Annotated in this window: 11 protein-coding genes and 1 tRNA gene; 8 read left to right on the top strand and 4 right to left on the bottom strand. The window is 63.4% G+C overall.

The genetic code is table 11. The annotated features are described in order from the left end of the window. From nadE to ACQKKX_RS16780, 3 genes are read right to left on the bottom strand one after another with little or no spacing between them, the layout of a single operon-like run. Entirely contained in the window at positions 1-978 is a 978-nt protein-coding gene (gene nadE, locus ACQKKX_RS16790; protein WP_427572208.1) for an NAD(+) synthase, read from the bottom strand. After that, on the bottom strand, positions 978-2,552 hold the full coding sequence (locus ACQKKX_RS16785) for a class I adenylate-forming enzyme family protein (RefSeq protein ID WP_427572206.1): 1,575 nt from the start codon (positions 2,550-2,552) through the stop codon (positions 978-980). The genes nadE and ACQKKX_RS16785 overlap by 1 nt, the downstream gene beginning before the upstream one ends. 28 nt (positions 2,553-2,580) lie before the next feature. Beyond that, positions 2,581-2,832 (bottom strand): acyl carrier protein, encoded by a 252-nt coding sequence (locus tag ACQKKX_RS16780; RefSeq protein WP_427572301.1) that lies wholly within the window; start codon positions 2,830-2,832, stop codon positions 2,581-2,583. A gap of 233 nt (positions 2,833-3,065) precedes the next feature. Here ACQKKX_RS16780 and ACQKKX_RS16775 point away from each other — a divergent pair, with 233 nt between their 5' ends. From ACQKKX_RS16775 to ACQKKX_RS16765, 3 genes are all read left to right on the top strand, one after another. After that, positions 3,066-3,281, top strand: a complete 216-nt coding sequence (locus tag ACQKKX_RS16775) for a hypothetical protein (protein ID WP_427572204.1) — start codon at positions 3,066-3,068, stop codon at positions 3,279-3,281. Between the two features lie 140 nt (positions 3,282-3,421). Beyond that, a complete protein-coding gene (locus ACQKKX_RS16770) occupies positions 3,422-4,249 on the top strand; it encodes a phage tail protein (protein ID WP_427572203.1) in 828 nt (275 codons plus the stop codon). Positions 4,250-4,474: 225 nt separating this feature from the next. Then, a complete protein-coding gene (locus tag ACQKKX_RS16765; RefSeq protein WP_427572201.1) occupies positions 4,475-10,408 on the top strand; it encodes an IPT/TIG domain-containing protein in 5,934 nt (1,977 codons plus the stop codon). An 83-nt stretch (positions 10,409-10,491) separates the two neighbouring features. Here the strand turns inward: ACQKKX_RS16765 and ACQKKX_RS16760 are convergent, their stop codons facing one another. Next, complete coding sequence (locus ACQKKX_RS16760; protein ID WP_427572200.1) at positions 10,492-11,985, bottom strand: hypothetical protein; 1,494 nt, start codon at positions 11,983-11,985, stop codon at positions 10,492-10,494. A gap of 306 nt (positions 11,986-12,291) precedes the next feature. Here ACQKKX_RS16760 and ACQKKX_RS16755 point away from each other — a divergent pair. The 5 genes from ACQKKX_RS16755 (at position 12,292) to ACQKKX_RS16735 (ending at position 18,859) form a co-directional block, all read left to right on the top strand. Next, positions 12,292-12,367, top strand: a tRNA-Thr gene (locus ACQKKX_RS16755). Positions 12,368-12,552: 185 nt separating this feature from the next. After that, positions 12,553-14,469 (top strand): potassium transporter Kup, encoded by a 1,917-nt coding sequence (locus tag ACQKKX_RS16750; protein ID WP_427572199.1) that lies wholly within the window; start codon positions 12,553-12,555, stop codon positions 14,467-14,469. A gap of 89 nt (positions 14,470-14,558) precedes the next feature. Further along, entirely contained in the window at positions 14,559-14,993 is a 435-nt protein-coding gene (locus tag ACQKKX_RS16745; protein WP_427572198.1) for a DUF2231 domain-containing protein, read from the top strand. A gap of 3 nt (positions 14,994-14,996) precedes the next feature. Then, positions 14,997-16,460, top strand: coding sequence for a PQQ-dependent sugar dehydrogenase (locus ACQKKX_RS16740; protein WP_427572196.1), 1,464 nt, complete (start codon positions 14,997-14,999; stop codon positions 16,458-16,460). Between the two features lie 212 nt (positions 16,461-16,672). Then, positions 16,673-18,859 carry a TonB-dependent siderophore receptor gene (locus ACQKKX_RS16735; RefSeq protein WP_427572195.1) on the top strand — a complete coding sequence of 729 codons (2,187 nt, stop codon included), beginning with the start codon at positions 16,673-16,675 and terminating at the stop codon, positions 18,857-18,859. Positions 18,860-18,969: the final 110 nt, after the last annotated feature.

Below are 18,969 nucleotides of genomic sequence, written 5' to 3'. Positions count from 1 at the left end.
TCAGCCGGTCAGTCTTTTCGGCTCGGCATGCAGATAGTCGGCGACCTTGCGCTTGGCGGCGATATTGCGCCAAACGGCGTCCACCTGATCGGCCGTCAGGCCGACGACCGCGCCCGTCTCTTCGCGAGGAACGCCGTTGTCGAGCGCGTAGAGGCAAAGATCCATGCGATCATAGGGCAACGAAAAATAGTATTCGTCCTGGCCCTGCGGCAGCGACCACGTGTCGGTGGTCGGCGGGCGGCGGCGAATGTCCTCGGGCACACCGAGCGCTTCTGCCAGCTGGTAGACCTGGGTCTTGTAGAGATGGGCGATCGGCTTGAAATCAGCGGCGCCATCGCCGTTCTTGACGAAGAAGCCCTGATCGTATTCCAGCCGGTTCGGGGTCCCGGCAACCGCATGGTTCAGCCGGTCGGCATGGTAATACTCGATCTGCTTGCGGGTGCGCTGCTTCATGTTGGCAGCGGCGATCATCCCGAGATAGACATCGAGCGGCATGCGGTGACGGCTCTGCTTGCCGGCCGGATCGGCCACCACCAACCAGGAAATATTGTAGCCGCGGCCGGTCAGGGCGTCTTCCAGAACCACCTTGCAACCCCAGCCTTCGCCGAATTCCGGCACGACCTGACGGATGAAACCGTCGCGGCGGGTGTAGCAGCCGGCGGCCGCGAGCGCCGGTCCGATATCCTCGAGCACCGTCTCGACGCCGACGGCAGCGGCCAAAGCCTGGCCGAGGCGCAGGCTTTCTGGGTCGCTGTCATGTTCGGGCATGAAAATGCCGGTGACCTTCTGCGGCCCCAGGGCACGGGCGCAAAGCGCTGCCGTCACGCTGGAGTCGATGCCGCCCGAGAGGCCAAGCACCGCGCCGCGCTTGCGCAGGTCCTTGCCCACCGTATCGCGCAGCCAGACGCAGATGCGCGCGATCTCGGCCTCGGCGTCCAGTTTTAGGCTGTCTGCGGAAAATCCTTTGGTTCCTGCCATCACGCTGTCCTGCTCCCTTCGTTGATGTTGTGCGCATCCGCCGGTTCGGCGTTGAGCCGTATCTTGCCCGTCGCCGTCTTCGGCAGGACATCGTGAAATTCCACGAGTTTCGGCACCATGAAGTCCTCCAGATGCGCGGCACAATGGCGCTGCACCAGGCGTTCGGTCAGACCGGCTGAAGGTTCGGCCGCGATATGGGCCTTGACCACCTGGCCGTAGAGCGCATCGGCGACCCCTTCGACTGCCGCTTCCCGAATACCCGGCAGGGCGTAGAGCACCCGCTCGACCTCCTGTGGGCTCACCTTTTCGCCGCGCGTCTTGATGATGTCGTCGCGCCGGGCCACGAAATGGAGAAACCCCTGATGGTCGACGCGAAAAAGGTCACTGGTATGGAGCCGCGGGCCGTTCGGCCCCGGTCGCAGGGCGGCGGTCGTCGCGACCGCGTCGCGCCAATAGCCCTGCATCACATGCGGGCCCTCCACCACGAGTTCGCCGACCACTTCCGGCTCGACGGGCATGCCCTCATCGTCGAGAATGGCGACCCGCGTGCCGGGGATGGCATGCCCGACCGATAGCGGTCGGTCCGCAGCTTCGGACGGAGGCAGGTAAGCGGTGCGCAGGCATTCCGTTTGCCCGTACATCAGATAAAGCCTGGCCTGCGGCAGCTTTTCGAGAAGATGCGCCGTCGTGACCGGTGGCATGGCGGCCGCGGCACTGGTGATGTAGCGCAGATGCGCCAGCGTCTGTTCGGAAAAATCCGCCATCCCGACAAGTTGGGTCGCCATGGCCGGCACCAGCGGGAAGCCGGTGACGGTTTCGCTTTTGAGCCGCGACAGGATGACTTGCGGAAACGCGAAGCTTTTTTCGAGAATGAGCGTGCCGCCCACCATTGCCATCGTCACCATCTGGGTGATGCCATAGCCATGCGACAGCGGCAGGACGCTGAGCACGATATCGTCCTCGGCATTGTCCAGGTAACCGACGATCGACGTGCAGGCGGCGAAAACATTGGCGTGGCTCAGCATCACGCCCTTGGGTCGGCCGGTGGAGCCGGAGGTGTGAATGAGCAAGGCCAGCGCGTCGACCGAATCCACAGCCGGTGCCGGTGACGTAGCATCGTGCGACAGGCCGTCTGCCGCCACCAGATCCTCGAAGCAAAGGAAGCCGACGGGTGGGGCGGCGCCGCCCGCGACTGCGATCAGGACCGGGTCGCTGCCTGCCAGCCGGCAGGCGGCCTCGACCACGGGAACCAGGCGGGCTGCGCAAAGAATGACCGTCGGTTCGACGCTGCGCAGGATGTCCGCCAGCTTTTCCGCCTTGATGGTCGGGTGCAGCGGACAGGCCACAGCGCCCAGTCTCCAGGCTGCGAAGAACGCAACCACGGCCTCGCATCCGTTATCGAGCAGGAAGACGATGCGATCGCCGCAGACGGCGCCCCTTGTTGCCATCTGTCTCGTCAGCCGATCGGATTGTCGATCGAGGTCGCCATAGGTCAGGCGCAGGTCGCCTGCCGCCACGGCCGTCTTGGTCGGCCGCTCGCGCAGGTTTTGCGAAAGAAGCGTTTCGATCCGCATGCCCGCCCCCCTTCCGGCATGGTCGCTATCAGGCGGCAACCGCCTTCGACGCCAGGTAGTTCGAAACCCGCGTGATGCTGTCGAGATTGTCCGGCACGATCTCGTGGTCGGCAACGGTGATGCCGTAGGTGTTTTCGAGAAAGGCGATGAGTTCGAGCACACCTGTGGAATCCATCACGCCGCTATCGAGCAGAGACTGATCGTCGGCGATGTCGGCATCGGCCCGAAACAGAAAGTTTTCGGCGATGAAACTGCGTATGCTGCTCCTGTAGTCGGCCATCGCCTTTTCCTTGTCGTTGTCAAAACCGCAGGCCTCCTCGCAAAGCCGCGGATCGTGCGGTGCCATGTCCCATACCCGGCACCGTTCATGGCACGCATATTGGCCGCTATCCCTTTATCTTTCGCTAAAGCGTGCCTGGCAAAAATTCGCCGGTAAATCGGAATAGTTCAGGAACAGTTTGGATTGCGTGAAGTTACGAACGCTGGCCTACAGTGAGGAGAAGAGGTTGAAACATGACAATGCGCTTTGATGGCATCATTTCACCCGACGAGCACCTGCTCACCGTTCAGGAAGCTCTGGAGCCGCTTTATCTCAAACTTGAGGTCGAGGCAGAAGCCAAGCTGCTCGAGGCCGCGCTGCGCGCCGGCTGGTCGGCCGACGAAGCTTTGAGCGCCATCGATCAGTTGAAGCGCCACGATGTCATGGGCGATACCGCCGTCCGTCACTGAAAGCGCAGACAACCCAAGGTTAAATCGATAAACCAGCAGCAATCTGCGGATTGTGGGTGGGAGCGGCTGTTCTACACTCGCTTGCGCCGACGCACAGACGGGCATTCGCCCGCTGCAAGGTCGGAACAAGAGGAGGAAACATGCCGTTCTCATTTTCGAAAAGCCGGCTACCATCGGCTGGTATCAATGTCTTGGCTGTTGCCGCAGCGACCGTCAGCGCGGGCGTGATCTTTTTCGGCAGTCCGCGCACGGCCATGGCCTGCGGGCCGGAAAGCTACATCGGAAGCGTCTGCACTTTTGCGTCCAATTTCTGCCCGCGTGACTTTCTGCCGGCCAACGGTGCTATCCTGGCGATCAGCAGCAATTCCGCCCTTTTCGCCTTGCTCGGTACCACCTATGGCGGTAACGGAACAAGCACGTTTGCGCTTCCCAACCTGCAGTCGCGCAGTGTTGTCGGCAGTGGGCAGGGCCAAGGCCTGAACCCGGTCACGCTCGGCGAGCCCGTCGGTCAGTCGAACGCTACGCTTCTTGCCCAGAACCTGCCGCCCCATACTCATCCGGCGACATTTAACGGCACCGGAGGCGGCGGGTCGCAGACAGTGACCATCCCCGCCACAACCGGCAATCTGGCAGTCAATACCAGCTTTCAGGGCAGAGTGGCCAATGGAGCGGGAACGATCAGCGCCGGCGCATTCTTTGGCAATGGCGGCTCGGGCGGTGGTGGCGCCAACATCTACGTGCCCTCCACCTCCACGGCCGATCCCATCGCACTTGGCGGGGTCTCGGCCAATCTCACCGGAACGGCCGGCACGCCGGAACTCACGTTCAGCGTCAATTCGGGCATTACCGGGGGAACGGTCACCGTTCAGCCCAATAGCGGCGGTCCAGTGCCCTTCTCCATCCAATCGCCCGGACTGGGGCTGACGCAATGCATTCTCGTCAACGGCCTTTTCCCACCCCGGCCGTAACACCCGTGCCGGCGGCGGGAAAGAACCGCCCGCCGCCACTGTTGCAATAAAGATATAAGAAGAAAATAATGTAATCTTGGGATGCTGAATGGCTGTCTAAGAATCATGGGTTGCAATACCATAGATTGCAGCGAGGTGCTGATGCCTCGCAGGGCGAGGTGGTTTATGCAGCGACGGGGCAGGGGATTGTGGGGGCGAAGCGTCATGGGGGCATGGCTTCGCCGCATGCGGGCTTTTGTGTGGATGATCGTTCTGCTGTTTGCCGGCGTACAAGCGACGCTTGCATCTCAGGCCTGCTCGGATCTGACAACCAAGTTCGGCACCACGCAGGTTTACGGACCCGACGATGATAACGATAACGGAGACTTTTTCGATGATTTCGAGGACGGGGAAACGCTGTGGTATCAGGCCCAGACATTCGGCAGTTCCGCGGCGGAGCTGGACCCGATGGATGACCGCAACATCAGGGCGCGTTTCGAAGTCACCAACCTGAATATCAACCCTGCTCCTCTTGTCCTGGTCGAGGCACGTGTCGTGGACCGAAGCGTGACGGGCACGCTGGAGCTGACATCGGCGCCGGGCTATGAGATCTACGCGCAAGGCGGGTCGCTCCTCGATGGTGGCACCGGATCCTTGCGTTTCCGCATGATCTGTTCTGGCGCCACGACCACCGTATCCGGCCTGACGCCGACCAGCGGCTCCGCCATTGGCGGAACGCCGGTGACCATTACCGGCACCAACGTAGCCGGCATCACGTCGGTCACGTTCGACGGGGTCGCCGCGACGGGCTTGACGGTCGTGGATGCGCAGACGATCACTGCAATCGCGCCCGCGCATGCGGCCGGCGAGGTCGACGTGGCGGTGGCCAGAAGCACCGGCGGACCGATTGCGGCAGGGAGGTTCACCTATATCGCCGTGCCAACGGTCACGTCGCTCCTGCCGTTACGCGGGTCGACGGCGGGCGGCACTGAGGTCGTCATCACCGGCACGGCGTTCACCGGTGTCAGTGGCGTTTCCTTCGGGGGAACGGCTGCGACCAGCTACACGTTCGACAGCGACACCCAGATCACCGCGGTCGCTCCCGCCGGGTCCGCCGGCAGCGTCACCGTTGCCGTCACCACCCCCGGCGGCACCAGTACGGCAGGCGCTGGCTCGACCTTTTCCTATGTCGCTGCTCCCACGATCTCGTCGCTGACGCCAGCTCAGGGCCCATCCGCCGGAGGCAACAGCGTCATCATTGCCGGCAGCAATTTCGTCGATGTCACCGCCGTCGAATTCGGCGGCGTTCCGGCAACCTCCTTCAATATCGGCGGCGTCAACCAGATCACCGCGCAGGCCCCGGCCGGCGCGCCGGGCGGGGTCAGCATTATCGTGACCGCGCTCGGAGGCACCAGCGCTGCTCGTCCCTATACCTATGTGGCCGCGCCGACGGTCAACAGCGTCACCCCGACCGAAGGACCGGTCGCTGGCGGAACCAGCGTCACCATCACCGGCACCAATCTGACGGGCGCGACGGTGACGCTTAACGGTACGCCGGTCCCCTTCACGTCGAACACCGCAACCGAAGTCGTTTTCACGACGCCGCCGGCCGCGGCGGGCTCTGCAGCCATCTCCGTGACGACTGCTGGCGGCACCGCGGGGGCGGGCTCATTCACCTACCGACCGCTGCCGTCGATTTCGGGCCTCTCGCCCGCGTCTGGACCGCTTGCGGGCGGCACGTCGGTGGTCATTGCCGGCAGCGATCTTGCCGGTGCGACCGGCGTGACATTTAACGGCGTCGCTGCCACCATCCAGTCCGTCAGCGCAACCGCGATCACCGTCACGGCGCCCGGCGGAGCGGAAGGACCGGTCAATGTGGCGGTCACCACCGCCGGCGGCACCAGCGTCGCCAGTGCTGCCAGCACCTTTACCTATGTTGCTGCACCCGAAGTCAGTTCGCTGTCCCCGACGGCGGGGCCGCTTGCGGGCGGTACGGCGGTGACCATTACCGGAACGCGCTTTACCCCCGACGCCACGGTGACGTTCGGGGGCGTGCCGGCCACCTCCATCTCCTTCAACAGCGCCACAAGCCTGACGGCCATATCGCCGGCAGGCAGCGAGGGGTCCGTCGATGTCATCGTTACCACGCTCGGCGGGGCGAGTACCGGCGGCGTCGGCCGCCAGTTCACCTATGTCACCGCGCCTGGCGCCGTGAACACTGGCGTGGTCGTTGCGGCCAACAGCACCAATGCCCCGGTCGCTCCCGTCACGTCCGGTGGCACCCCCGATAGCGTCGCGGTCGTAACACCCACGACCTCCGGCAGCATCGCCGCCGCGGGCGCCAGCTTCGTCTATACGCCCAATCCCGGATTTTCCGGGACGGACAGCTTTACCTTCACGGCCACCAATGCCGGCGGCACATCCGCGCCCGCAACGATCACCATCACCGTTACTGCGCCGACGCTGGTCCTGACGCCGGCGCCGGGGGCGTTGCCGTCCGGCCAGGTCGGTACGGCCTACAGCCAGACATTCGCCGCCGCCAGCGGCACCACGCCCTATGCCTATGCCATAACCGTCGGCGCGGCGCCGGCAGGGCTGACGCTCGACGGGGCGACCGGCGCGCTCGCCGGCACACCGACTGTGGCGGGGACGTTCAGTTTCACGGTTACCGCCACGGACACATACGGCGCCAGCGGCTCCGCCGCCTATACGCTGACGGTTGCCGAACAGGCGCCGATCGCCAATGCCGCTACCGCCACCGTGGCGATCGGGTCCAGCAACAATGTCATCGCACTCAACATTACCGGCGGCGCCGCGACCTCGGTCGCCGTCTCGACGCCGGCTGCAAACGGCTCGGCGGTTCCTTCCGGCACATCCATCCTTTACACGCCGGCACCGGGATATTCGGGACCGGATACATTTGCCTATACGGCCACGAATGCCGGCGGAACATCGGGACCGGCGACAGTGACCATTACCGTTGCCGCACCGACCTTTACCTTCACGCCGCCGGGCGGCGCCCTGACGACCGCGACGCAGGGCATCAGCTATACGCAAACGATCGCCACCGGCGGCGGCAACGGCAATTACAGCTATGCCGTGACGGCCGGCGCCTTGCCGGCAGGACTGACACTGTCGTCGGCCGGCGTGATTTCGGGCACGCCAACTACCGTCGAAAACGCTGCCTTCACGATCACCGCCACGGATACGACAGGCGCATTCGGTGTGGTCAGCTACACGCTTGCGGTAGTGCTGCCGCCTCCAACGGCCGGCAATGTATCACTGACCGTCGCTGCAAACTCGTCGGCAACACCGCTGACACTGGCGCTGTCTGGGGGCGCGGCGACAAGCATCACGGTCAACACGCCACCCGCCAGGGGCTCGGTTTCGATCAGCGGCACGACCCTTTCCTACACGCCGTCACCGGGCTATTCCGGGACTGACGGTTTCACCTATTCAGCCACCAACGCTTCTGGAACCTCGGCACCCGCCACCGTGACGATCACCGTCACCGCACCGACGCTTGCGCTCTCGCCGCCGGCCGGCGCTCTGCCGGGCGGCACCGTCGCGATCGCCTACAGCCAGACCTTCGTCGCCGCCAACGGCACCGCACCCTATTCCTATACGGTAAGCAGCGGCGCCGTTCCGCCGGGAATCACGCTCGATCCCACCACCGGTGCGCTCGCCGGCACGCCGTCGGCAGTCGGAACCAGTACGTTCACGGTCACCGCAACCGACACCTTCGGGGCAACGGGCAGCAGCAGCTATACGCTTGCCATCGCCGAACGATTGCCGGTCGCCAATCCCGTCACGGCAACCGTTGTCCGGGGCTCGGTCAATAATCCGATCACGCTCAGCATCACCGGTGGTCCGGCCACCACGGTCGCTGTGACCGCGGGTCCTTCCAATGGCAGCGTCAATGTCGCAGGAACCGCGATCACCTATACGCCAACCGGTGGCTTTGTCGGGACTGACAGTTTCGACTATACGGCCAGCAATGCCTCTGGCGCTTCGGCGCCGGCCACCGTCTCGATCACCGTCGCGAACCCGGTGCTGACGCTTGCGCCTGCGGCGGGTCCCTTGCCCGACGGTACGCTTGGTGCGGCATATAGCCAGACACTAAGCGCGTCCGGAGGCACGGCACCCTACGGTTTCACCGTCACGGGCGGCGCTCTGCCGCCCGGCCTCGCGATCGCTTCCGGCAGCAATGTCATCGCCGGCACACCAACGGTTGCTGGAACCTACAGTCTCTCGATCACCGCCACCGATGCCGGCGGAGCGACTGGGGTCGTCAGCTATTCGCTGCGCATCCAGCCCGCAGCGCTCGTGCTCTCGCCCCCCAATGGCAGTGCCTTGCCGCCGGCAACAGTCAATGCCGCCTATTCCTATGCGGGCATAAACGCCACCGGCGGCAGCGGACCGGCAAGCTTCTCTGCAACTGGCCTGCCTGCCGGCCTGGTCATCGCCGCCAATGGCGCGATCAGCGGCACGCCGAGCGTGTCCGGCCGCTATACGCCGACCGTCACCGCGACTGATCCCGCAGGCGCCGTCGCGACCGCCACCTACGATCTGGTCGTCAATGCGGCCGCCAGCACCTTCGTCTTCACGCCCGCGGGCGGCGCGTTGCCCCCGGCCATGCCGGGCGAGGCCTATAGCCAGGATATTTCCGCAGGCGGCGGCACGGCACCGCTGATCTATCGTCTGGCAGCGGGTAGCCTGCCCGCCGGCCTCGTCCTCAACGTGTCCAATGGAGATCTCAACGGCCCGCTGGCGGCAGACGCCGCGCCAGACACCTACAATTTTACCATCGAGGTGCGCGACGCCAGTGGTGCAACGGGCTCGGCCAGTTTCACGCTGCAGGTCCAGCCGCGCGCCGTCACCGTCGCCAACAAGGAAGTCAGCGTGGCCCCGGGCGGCACACCCCCCAACGTCTATCTCAATAGCGGTGCAACCGGCGGCCCCTTCGTGGACGCCGTACTCGCAGATGTGTCGCCGCCGTCCGCTGGCACGGCCGAGATCATTCGCGGCGAACTGGCCCAGACAGGACCCGTGGCGCCCACCGGCTTCTATCTGCGCTTCACACCCAATCCGGGCTTCTCGGGGCGCGCGGTCGTAGGCTATCGGCTCGTCAGTGCGCTCGGCACCTCCAATGTCGGCACCGTCGCCTATAACCTCAATTTCAATGCCGCCGTCGTAGCTGAGGATATCGACAAGCTGGTGCACGATTTCGTGCGCACCCGGCAAAATCTTCTCGCGTCCACCATCAAGGTGCCCGGCCTTCTGGAGCGGCGGCGCATGGAAAATGCCCGCGATCCGGTAACGATCCGCATGTCGCCGCAGGAGGACGGCATGCGTGCCGCCTTTTCGACAAGCCTGGTGCAGATGGAAGCCGCGAGGGACCGCGCAGACGGTCTGGATGCGGCCGAGTCGCGCCGGTTCAATGTCTGGATCGACGGCGCCATCCGGGCCCATGCCGGCGGCGACGACGATGACGAGGACGATCGCTGGGGCAGCTTCGCCCTCTTGTCGGTCGGCATGGATTATCTCCTCAGCGACCGGGCCCTGATCGGCATTTCCGCCCATTTCGACCGGATGACCGATCCAGCCGACGAGGACGCGGAACTGACAGGCAATGGCTGGTTTGCCGGCCCGTACCTGTCGATGGAAATCGCCAACGGCATTTTCTTCGACACCAGCCTGCTCTATGGGGGCTCCTGGAACGATATCGACACGCCCTTCTTCGAGGGCAAGTTCGATACGACCCGCTGGATGTTTGACGGGTCGATCAAGGGCGAATGGTATCTCGACGAAGCGACTGTGGTGACGCCGAAACTACGGGCGGTCTATCTCACCGAAACGGTCAAGGATTATGCCGTCAGCAACGATGCGGGCGACCGGCTGCTTTTGGAGGGCTTCTCCATGGAACAGCTGCGGGCGAGCATCGGGGCCGAAGTCGAACGACGCATCGTGCTCAGCAACGGCATGGTGCTGACCCCAAGCCTCGGCGCCACGGTCGGCTTTGCTGGTCTTGACGGCGAGGGGACGTTCGCCACGGTCACCGCCGGCGTTTCGCTGCAAACCGAAGCGGCCTGGATGTTCGATGTCGCGGTGCTGTTCGATATCGAAGGCGAGGGCGACGTCAGCGTCGGCGCCCGGGCTCGCGTGTCGGCACGGTTCTAGGTCGACCCTGAAGCGTGAAGAAGGACAGCGCTCTGCCCACGCAGGGCGTTGTCTTGGTCGCTGTGGCCATGCGGCGCAAAAGCCTATTGTCCCGGCAGGATGCGCAGGGAAAACACGTAGACCGGCAGATTGCCGCCGCGCACGTCGCTGTTGAGATAGATGCGGCCCGCTTGGGTGGGAGCGAGCGAGCGGTCGAAATTCACCCGAAACAGCGCATCGGTCTTTTCCTGCGTCGCCCGGAAACGGTGCCGCGAACAATCGCCCAGACTGCCGAAATCGCAGCGCACCGACACCTCCACCGAACGGTCGGCGGCGGTCTGAAGGGTAATCGCAACGGTCGATGACCGGCCGGCCATCTGCCGCAGGATATCTGCCGGAACGTCGAAGGCGACCTCGCCCTCCGCACCGGATGCGCGCGAGGCGATGCGTACCGCCTTGCCGCCGGAAGCGGTGACGGTCTCGACCGCGGCGCTTGCGCCGGCGACCGGGTTTTGCTGTTCATCCGGCACGAAGACCTCGGCCCAGTCCTGCGAAAAGCCACGACCCGGGGCGAAACCGGACGGCGCCTGGCTGTTGCCGTTGACGGCGGTGTTCGCCGTTTCGGAAAGGTCTGGCACGACGATCAGGCCGTTTTCACCGGCCCACCAAAGGCCCCATACTGCAGCGCCCAGAACCGCAAGCGGCAGGACCAGTCCGGAAATCCACCGCCGACGCTTGCGCGGCCGGGCCTGCCTGTCGGCAGCAAGGACCGGTGGAGCGACGCCCGGCTTTGCCGATCGGCCGACCGGCCGGCCGGTTTCCGCCCGGGGCTTGCCCTGCCACCAGCGGCGCGGGCGCGGCTTCTCGGCATCGATTTCCTGCCGCGGCCGCAATTCGGCCGGCTGGTCGTTGCCGCTTCGGCGCGATACGCCGAGATCGCCGAGGTTTCCGGCGTCCCCCAGTCCATCGGTCCCGCCTGAGCGGCGCGGGCCGCCGACAAAGGTTTCCAGATCGTCGTCATGCCGGTTGGCTGCGGCGATCCGTTCCGCCGATGGTTGGGGCGGTCTTGCATATGGATTGCGGCTTCCGGTTGTCTGTCGGTCTTGCGCCGGGACAACCGAGCCGGCAGCGGTGGCGGAGGAGGTGACATCCGGCGCGCCGATATCGGCGGCGTCCAGATGCGGAGCGCCAAGAGAATGAGCGCCAGCGGTTGAAGCGCCGGCAGGGGGGGCTCCGAGGGGTGTGCGCGACGGGGCGGTGACGGAAGGTGCCGCCTGGGGCGCAGAGGCGGGTGTCTGGAACGGCCGAGGCTCCGCTGCGACCGTGGCTGTCGGCTGCGTTGGTTCAGGCGTCTGGGCAGCCGGTGCCTGGGCCCGTTCGATCGCCAGCCGCTGGCGTTCCTCAAATTCGATTTCGCGGATCTTGGCCTCCAGACGCTGCCTTTGCGCCTCGATCAGGTCAGGGTCCGTCACGTCCTGCTTGCGAAGGCCCGCAGCCAGCGCTTGGCGGGCGGAATGGTAGATTCGCGCGCGGATATCCGCATTGTTTCGTTCGGATTGCGCGAGCGCGTTCCTGATGGCTTTTTCCAAACCGCTCACTGCCGGGCCCTGATATCGAAATGTCCGCTCATAGTGTTCTTTCGGTAGACTTTTAGGCATTGAACTGCAAGTCGTGCAGCCGGGGCCGGGTAATTATGGTCACGCGCACCAACCAGCCAATCACCGTCTCGCGGCAATTGCATGGCCGACCCACAGACGATCGATGGCCCGTGGCGGCTTTGCGCGCAGGCTGTGGATATCATCACGGCGGAAATGCGCGATCACCTAAAATCGCGTCTTGAAATCCTCGCCCTTTGCCTGTATCAGCCCCTTCACATCGCTGCCGGGTGCGTCCGGCAAGCGTGGGCCGCTTTAGCTCAGTTGGTAGAGCACGTCATTCGTAATGACGGGGTCACGTGTTCGAGTCACGTAAGCGGCACCATTTTTCTCTTCCAATGACAGCCAGACACAGCGGATGCTTTTCGACGTTCATGACAAATGTCATCGCATGGGCGCGAAATGTCTAGCGATGGCAGCAAAGTTGAAGACGGGGCGGTTTGCCATCGCGTCGGTGATGCCCCATATTCGCCCTCATTTCGCAACGAAGGCCGAGCGCCTGGAGACCCCATGACTGCCTCTCATACTGCCGCCCCGGAGGCGACGTCGGAAACCCGCAAGTTCCTCGTCCTCCTGCTCGGGTGCATCGGCGTGGTCTATGGCGATATCGGCACCAGCCCGCTCTACGCGTTCCGGGAGGCTCTGCGTCCGTTTGCCAAGGACGGCGGCGTGCATCATGACGAGGTCATCGGCATGATTTCGCTGATGGTGTGGACGCTCACCATCCTCGTCACCTTCAAGTATGTACTCTTCCTGCTGCGCGCCGATAATGACGGCGAAGGCGGAACCCTGTCGCTTCTGGCGCTGCTAATGAAGAAGACCGGCAGCTATATGCCGGTGCTGTTCTTTGCCGGGCTGATCGGCTCAGCGCTGTTCATCGGCGACGCGATGATTACGCCGGCCCTGTCGGTCATGTCGGCACTCGAAGGGCTGAAACTCGTGACGCCGGCCTTTTCCGATTATGTCCTGCCGATGTCGGCCGCCATCATGGTGGGCGTCTTCGCCGTCCAGTCGAAGGGCACTGCCGCCGTTTCCAATTTCTTCGGCCCGATCACCGTTCTGTGGTTTCTCGTCATGGCCTGGGGCGGCATCATCCATATCGGCGACGACTGGTCCATCCTCGCGGCGCTCAATCCGCTCAATGCCCTGTGGTTCATCACCCATGCCGGCACGGTCGGCCTGATCATTCTGGGCGCGGTCTTCCTGACCGTGACCGGCGCCGAAGCGCTTTATGCGGATCTCGGCCATTTTGGCCGCAAGCCGATCCAGACCGCCTGGTTCATCCTGGTTTTCCCGGCACTGGCGCTCAACTATCTGGGTCAGGGCGCGCTGGTCCTGACGGATCCGCTGGCGATCGCCAACCCCTTCTATCTGATGTATCCCGACTGGGCGTTGCTGCCGGTGGTCATTCTGGCTACCATGGCGACGATCATCGCCAGCCAGGCGGTGATTACCGGCGCCTTCTCGCTGGCCCGTCAGGCCGTCCATCTCGGTTTTCTGCCGCGTCTTGCCATCAAGTTCACATCGGAAACCAATACCGGGCAGATTTACGTGCCGGCCGTCAACGCCCTGCTGTTCACCGGCGTCATCATCCTGATCTTCTCTTTCGGCGATTCCGAATCGCTTGCCACCGCCTATGGCATTTCCGTGACCGGCGCGATGGTGGTGACCACGCTGATGTCATTCCAGTTCCTGCGGTCCGTGCGGGGTTATTCCGCATTGACCGCGGCCTGCCTGCTTTTGCCGCTTCTCGTCATCGAGGCGGTCTTCCTTGCCGCCAATCTTCTGAAAATCCATGATGGCGGCTGGGTACCGGTGGTTCTGGCGCTCGCCATCATGATGATCATGTGGACCTGGACCAAGGGATCGAAATACCTGAAGGAAAAGACGGCGCGCAACGATATCCCGCTCGAGACCTTCATCAAGTCCGTGGAAAGCTCGATCGATCGCGAAAGCGATCATGCCCCGGTCACCGTGCCCGGCACCGCCGTCTTCCTTACCAGCGTGCCGGATCGCACGCCCGGCGTTCTGCTGCACAATATCAAGCACAATCACGTGCTGCACGATCAGAACGTCATCCTCACCGTCTGGACCCAGGACAAGCCCTATGTGCCCGACAGCGAGCGCGTGGAGATGCGCCGCCTGTCGAAACGCTTCATCCGGCTCGACATCACCTTCGGCTTCATGGACGAGCCGAACGTCACCCGCGCCCTGACGCTGTGCAAGAAGAAGGGCTTCAAGTTCGAGATCATGCAGACCTCGTTCTATCTGGGGCGCCGCAACCTCATCAGCACGCCCAATACCGGTCTCGCGGGCTGGCAGGAGCATCTCTATATCGGCCTGTCCGATTTCAGCATCGATCCTTCGGCCTATTTCAAGCTGCCGCCGAACCGTGTCGTGGAGCTGGGAGAACAGGTCGCTATCTGACGGCTCTGCCGTATTCGAATACCGCTGGAACAAATTCGGCCTCCCGGTGTTGCCTGCTCATCCGCAGTTCTTCCACCCGGGAGCCCTTGATGAGCACTGCCCCGATCGCCCGCGATTCCGCCGCCTATCCCTATCAGTCGGTTTTCATACCCTTCCCGTTCGTCTGCTTCACCCTGGCCCTTTTGACCGATCTGGCCTACTGGCAGACGGCCAATCTGATGTGGACGAATTTTTCCGCATGGCTGCTGTTTGCTGGCCTCGTGTTCGGCGCTTTCGGCCTGCTTGCCGGCATCCTCGATATGGTGCGGCCCCGCACGCGCCCGCTGCGTCCCGGGTTTGTCGTCATCCTGCTCTACCTCGTCATCCTGGCGCTGGCGATCTTCAACAGCTTCCTGCATGCGGGCGACGGCTGGACGGCCATCGTGCCCTACGGTCTGGCCGCGTCAGCGGTCACCTTCGTGCTGATGCTTTTCACGGCGGCCCTGTCGTCCCGCAAATATGCCCGGCTGGCCTGGAGGATCTGATTGATGACCAAACGTCTCGCCTACACCGTCGCCCTGTCCGTCTCGCTCGGCCTTGCGCTGTCCGCCTGCAGCGATAGCAACGACAATTTCGATGTTTCCCAGCAGGTCGGTCCGGATCCGGTTCTGCCCGAGCCGGTGTCGCTTCTGCTGCCTGATCTCAAGGTGGCCGAAGTGGTCGGCTGGAAGGACAATGAAACGCCGGCGGTCGCAGACGGCCTGGCGATTACCGCCTATGCCAAGGACCTTTCCAATCCTCGCACGGTCCACACATTGCCGAACGGCGATGTTCTGGTCGTGCAGTCGCGTGCGCCGGAAGGCAAGCCGCTGTCGCGCCCCAAGGATTACATCCGCGGCTTCATCATGTCGATCGCAAGCGGCGGCGGCAGCAATCCGCCGCCCAGCAATCTCATCACCCTGCTGCGCGATACCGATCGCAACGGCACGGTCGACGAGCGCCATGACCTGCTGAAGGATCTGCATTCGCCCTTCGGCCTCGCCTGGATCGACAACACGCTCTATGTCGCGGCGGCAGACGCCGTTCTGGCCTACCCATACGAACTGGGGCAAACGGAAATTTCGAGTGCCCCGCGCGTACTCACGCCGCTGCCAGGCGGACCGCTCAACCATCACTGGACCAAGGATCTGGCGCTCAGCCCGGACGGGCGCATGCTCTATGTCTCGGTCGGCTCCAATTCCAATGCCGCCGAAAACGGTCTGGAGGCGGAAAAGGGACGTGCCGCCATCTGGCAGGTCGATCGCCAGACGGGTGCCGCGCGTGTCTTCGCCTCGGGCCTGCGCAATCCCAACGGACTGACCTTCAATCCGCAGACGGGCGCCTTGTGGACCGTCGTCAACGAACGTGACGAACTCGGCCCCGATCTCGTTCCGGACTACATGACCTCGGTCAAGGAAGGCGGCTTTTACGGCTGGCCCTGGAGCTACTATGGCAATCACGTCGATCACCGCGTCTATCCGCCCCGTCCGGATATGGTCGAGCGTGCCATCAAGCCCGATTATGCGCTTTCCAGCCATGTGGCGGCGCTCGGCATGACCTTTACCCAGAATACGGCGATGCCGCAGGCCTATGCATCCGGTGCCTTTGTCGGGCAGCGCGGGTCCTGGAACCGTCGCGCATTCAATGGCTACAAGGTCGTGTATGTGCCGTTTGAAAACGGCATGCCCTCCGGCAAGTCGCAGGATGTGGTGACCGGATTCCTGCAAAACGAGCAGGCACGCGGTCGCCCGGTCGGGCTCGGGATCGACGGCACCGGTGCATTGCTGGTCGCGGACGATGCCGGCAACACGGTCTGGCGGGTAGCGCCTGCCGATGGCCGCGTCACGCCGCAGCCGGTCGGTACCGATCAGGTGTCGGCGGTTGCCGGCGGCACTGTTCCCGCCACCGCGCCCGTGGCGCCGTCACCGGTCAATCCGTCGCCCACAGGCGTCGCGCCGGCAACCCAGCCCTGATAAGGAGAGATACGCCACACTGTCGCCTGCATCGCAATTGGGCAACAGTGTGGCGTAATCTGTGAAAGACGGGTTACGATTGATTGACACGTGCCGGGTCCCCGGCGATACCTGACTTCAGAACTCCTGATTTGGAGGAGGGGGAGAATTCTCTTGGATCTCTCCTTGAAAGCAAAGGCTTAGTAAGCTTGTTCTGAAGAAAGGAAGCGCTCGTGGCGCCTCGATTGATTACGTCTCCCCGTCGCTCCGCCCGTTCCGGGGCTGCTCTTGTCGGTCGCAGCCTTGCGGCGGCACTGCTTTCAAGCTCTGCCCTGCTGCTGGCATCCCAGGCGCTCGCGCAGACGGCAGATGCGGGCGGGACGACCACGCTCGAGACGATCGACGTCACGGACAGCGGCAATACGGGCATCGGCCCGGATTCGACCATTGTCGCCAAGGGCTCCCGTACGTCTTCCAAGACCGACACCCCGCTTCTCGATGCACCGGCTTCCGTTTCGGTGGTAACCCAGCGCGAACTGGAAATCCGTGGCGTGAAGACGCTGGACGAGGCGGTTGCCTACACGCCCGGCGTTTCCTCGGATATCTACGGGTCCGATAATCGCTACGACTATTTCCAGATCCGCGGTTTCTACTCGAGCGGTCGCACCTTCCGCGACGGCCTGCCAATGCGCATAAACGTGTTTACGGGCAGCCGCAGCGAACCCTACGGTCTGCAGCGGGTCGAGGTCCTGAAGGGCGCCAATTCGACCCTTTTCGGCCTGTCGGAGCCGGGCGGTATCGTCAATACCGTCACCAAGCGTCCGCAGGACGTCAAATTCGGCGAAGTCTATACGACGGTCGGCGAGGATCATGTCGAAACCGGCATCGATTTCGGCGGCCCGATCGATGCCGATGGCATCTGGACCTATCGTCTGACCGCGAAGGGTCAGGACGGCAGTTCCGACTACGATTTCCTCGACGACGACCGCATCTATATCGCGCCGGCGCTCACCTTCGCTCCGACCGATGACACCGATTTCACGCTTTTGACCAATTACATGCGCCGCGATGGCGCGACCGCGCATTCCATTCCATACAGCCTGCGCGGGCAGATCGATTCTGAAACCTATCTCGGTGAACCGACCTTTGATGCGATGGACACCGAGGAGTGGAACATCGGTTACGAGTTCCGCCATAATTTCGGCAATGGCTTCGAATTCCGCCAGAACATGCGGTATACGGATATCGGTCTGGTCTACAAGCAGGTGTTCCCGGGCGGTGCGCTGCCGACCGACCGTCGTTCGGCCTATGGCGTGACCGGTAACGTGCAGCGTTTCGATATCGACAATCAGCTGCAATACGATGCCAGTTTCGGCGCTTTCGACAGCAAGACGCTTTTCGGTCTCAGCTACGCGCATGACGACGCGTCGAGTGCAGGGTATTACAATCTCCCCTTCCGGGATCCAGTTACGGGCATTGTTTCAGGCGGTATTGATCCAATCGACCCTTTCAATCCTGTCTATACCGGCGTGGACATGAGCGGTATCGCACCGTTGCTGGCGCGCGGTTCGCAGGCTGCAAAAAGCATCTACCTGCAGGAAGAACTGACGATCGATAAGCAGTGGATTATCACAGCAGGCACACGCTACGACTATGTCGAGACGAACGACAAGCTTTCGGGGCCCGATAGCGTCGATGAAGCCGTCACTTCGCGCCTTGGCCTGACCTACAAGGCGAGCGACGAAGTCTCGCTCTACGCAAGCTATCAGGAGTCCTTCCTCCCGCTCGGCGCTGACCGCACAGCATTCCTGACACCGCCCAAGCCGCAGGAAGGTACTCAGTATGAGCTCGGCGTCAAATATCAACCGCAGGGCATGGATGCGCTGTTCACGGCGGCCGTCTTCGATCTGACGCAGTCGAATCTCGCCCAGTCGATTGGTGGAACGCCTTTCCAGAATCAGCTTGGCGAAGTCAACGTCCGCGGCCTCGAACTCGAAGCCAAGGTTGCGCTGACCAATCAGTTGAACCTGACGGCGGCCTACACCTATCTCGACGCCGAGATTAAGGCCGATGCCAATGCAGCCATCGTCGGCAACCGGCCGGAAATCGTTCCCAAGCACATGGCATCCGCTTGGGTAGATTACACCATTCCGGGCAACGGCACTCTGGGTGACCTGACGCTGGGTGCCGGTGCCCGTTTCGTAGCCGGCATCGAGGCCGACAACGAGAACACCATCACGCTGCCCTCGCGAACGGTCTTCGATGTCGCCGCCAAGTACATGGTGACCGACAATGTCGCCCTGTCGCTCAATGTCGAGAACCTGTTCGACAAGGAGTACATTACGGAAATTGGCTTCAACGACTCCGCCTTCTACGGCAACCGCCGCGCCTACCGGGCAAGCCTTCGCTACACCTGGTAAAGCGCTGATCCACGAAAAGCATTCCCCGGCCATCCGCCGGGGAATGCTTTTTTGTTCGTTCGGGTCTCGGCGCGCCGCGCCTGCCGTGCTAGGAGCGGATAAAACATGAG

The organism is Neorhizobium sp. NPDC001467, from assembly GCF_050275975.1.
Classification (GTDB): domain Bacteria; phylum Pseudomonadota; class Alphaproteobacteria; order Rhizobiales; family Rhizobiaceae; genus Neorhizobium.
This window is presented reverse-complemented; position numbering and strand designations above follow the sequence as displayed.

Coding starts and splice junctions, on each gene's coding strand:
- nadE (WP_427572208.1), bottom strand. CDS start 978: ATGGCAGGAACCAAAGGATTTTCCGCAGACAGCCTAAAACTGGACGCC.
- ACQKKX_RS16785 (WP_427572206.1), bottom strand. CDS start 2,552: ATGCGGATCGAAACGCTTCTTTCGCAAAACCTGCGCGAGCGGCCGACC.
- ACQKKX_RS16780 (WP_427572301.1), bottom strand. CDS start 2,832: ATGGCCGACTACAGGAGCAGCATACGCAGTTTCATCGCCGAAAACTTT.
- ACQKKX_RS16775 (WP_427572204.1), top strand. CDS start 3,066: ATGACAATGCGCTTTGATGGCATCATTTCACCCGACGAGCACCTGCTC.
- ACQKKX_RS16770 (WP_427572203.1), top strand. CDS start 3,422: ATGCCGTTCTCATTTTCGAAAAGCCGGCTACCATCGGCTGGTATCAAT.
- ACQKKX_RS16765 (WP_427572201.1), top strand. CDS start 4,475: ATGCGGGCTTTTGTGTGGATGATCGTTCTGCTGTTTGCCGGCGTACAA.
- ACQKKX_RS16750 (WP_427572199.1), top strand. CDS start 12,553: ATGACTGCCTCTCATACTGCCGCCCCGGAGGCGACGTCGGAAACCCGC.
- ACQKKX_RS16745 (WP_427572198.1), top strand. CDS start 14,559: ATGAGCACTGCCCCGATCGCCCGCGATTCCGCCGCCTATCCCTATCAG.
- ACQKKX_RS16740 (WP_427572196.1), top strand. CDS start 14,997: ATGACCAAACGTCTCGCCTACACCGTCGCCCTGTCCGTCTCGCTCGGC.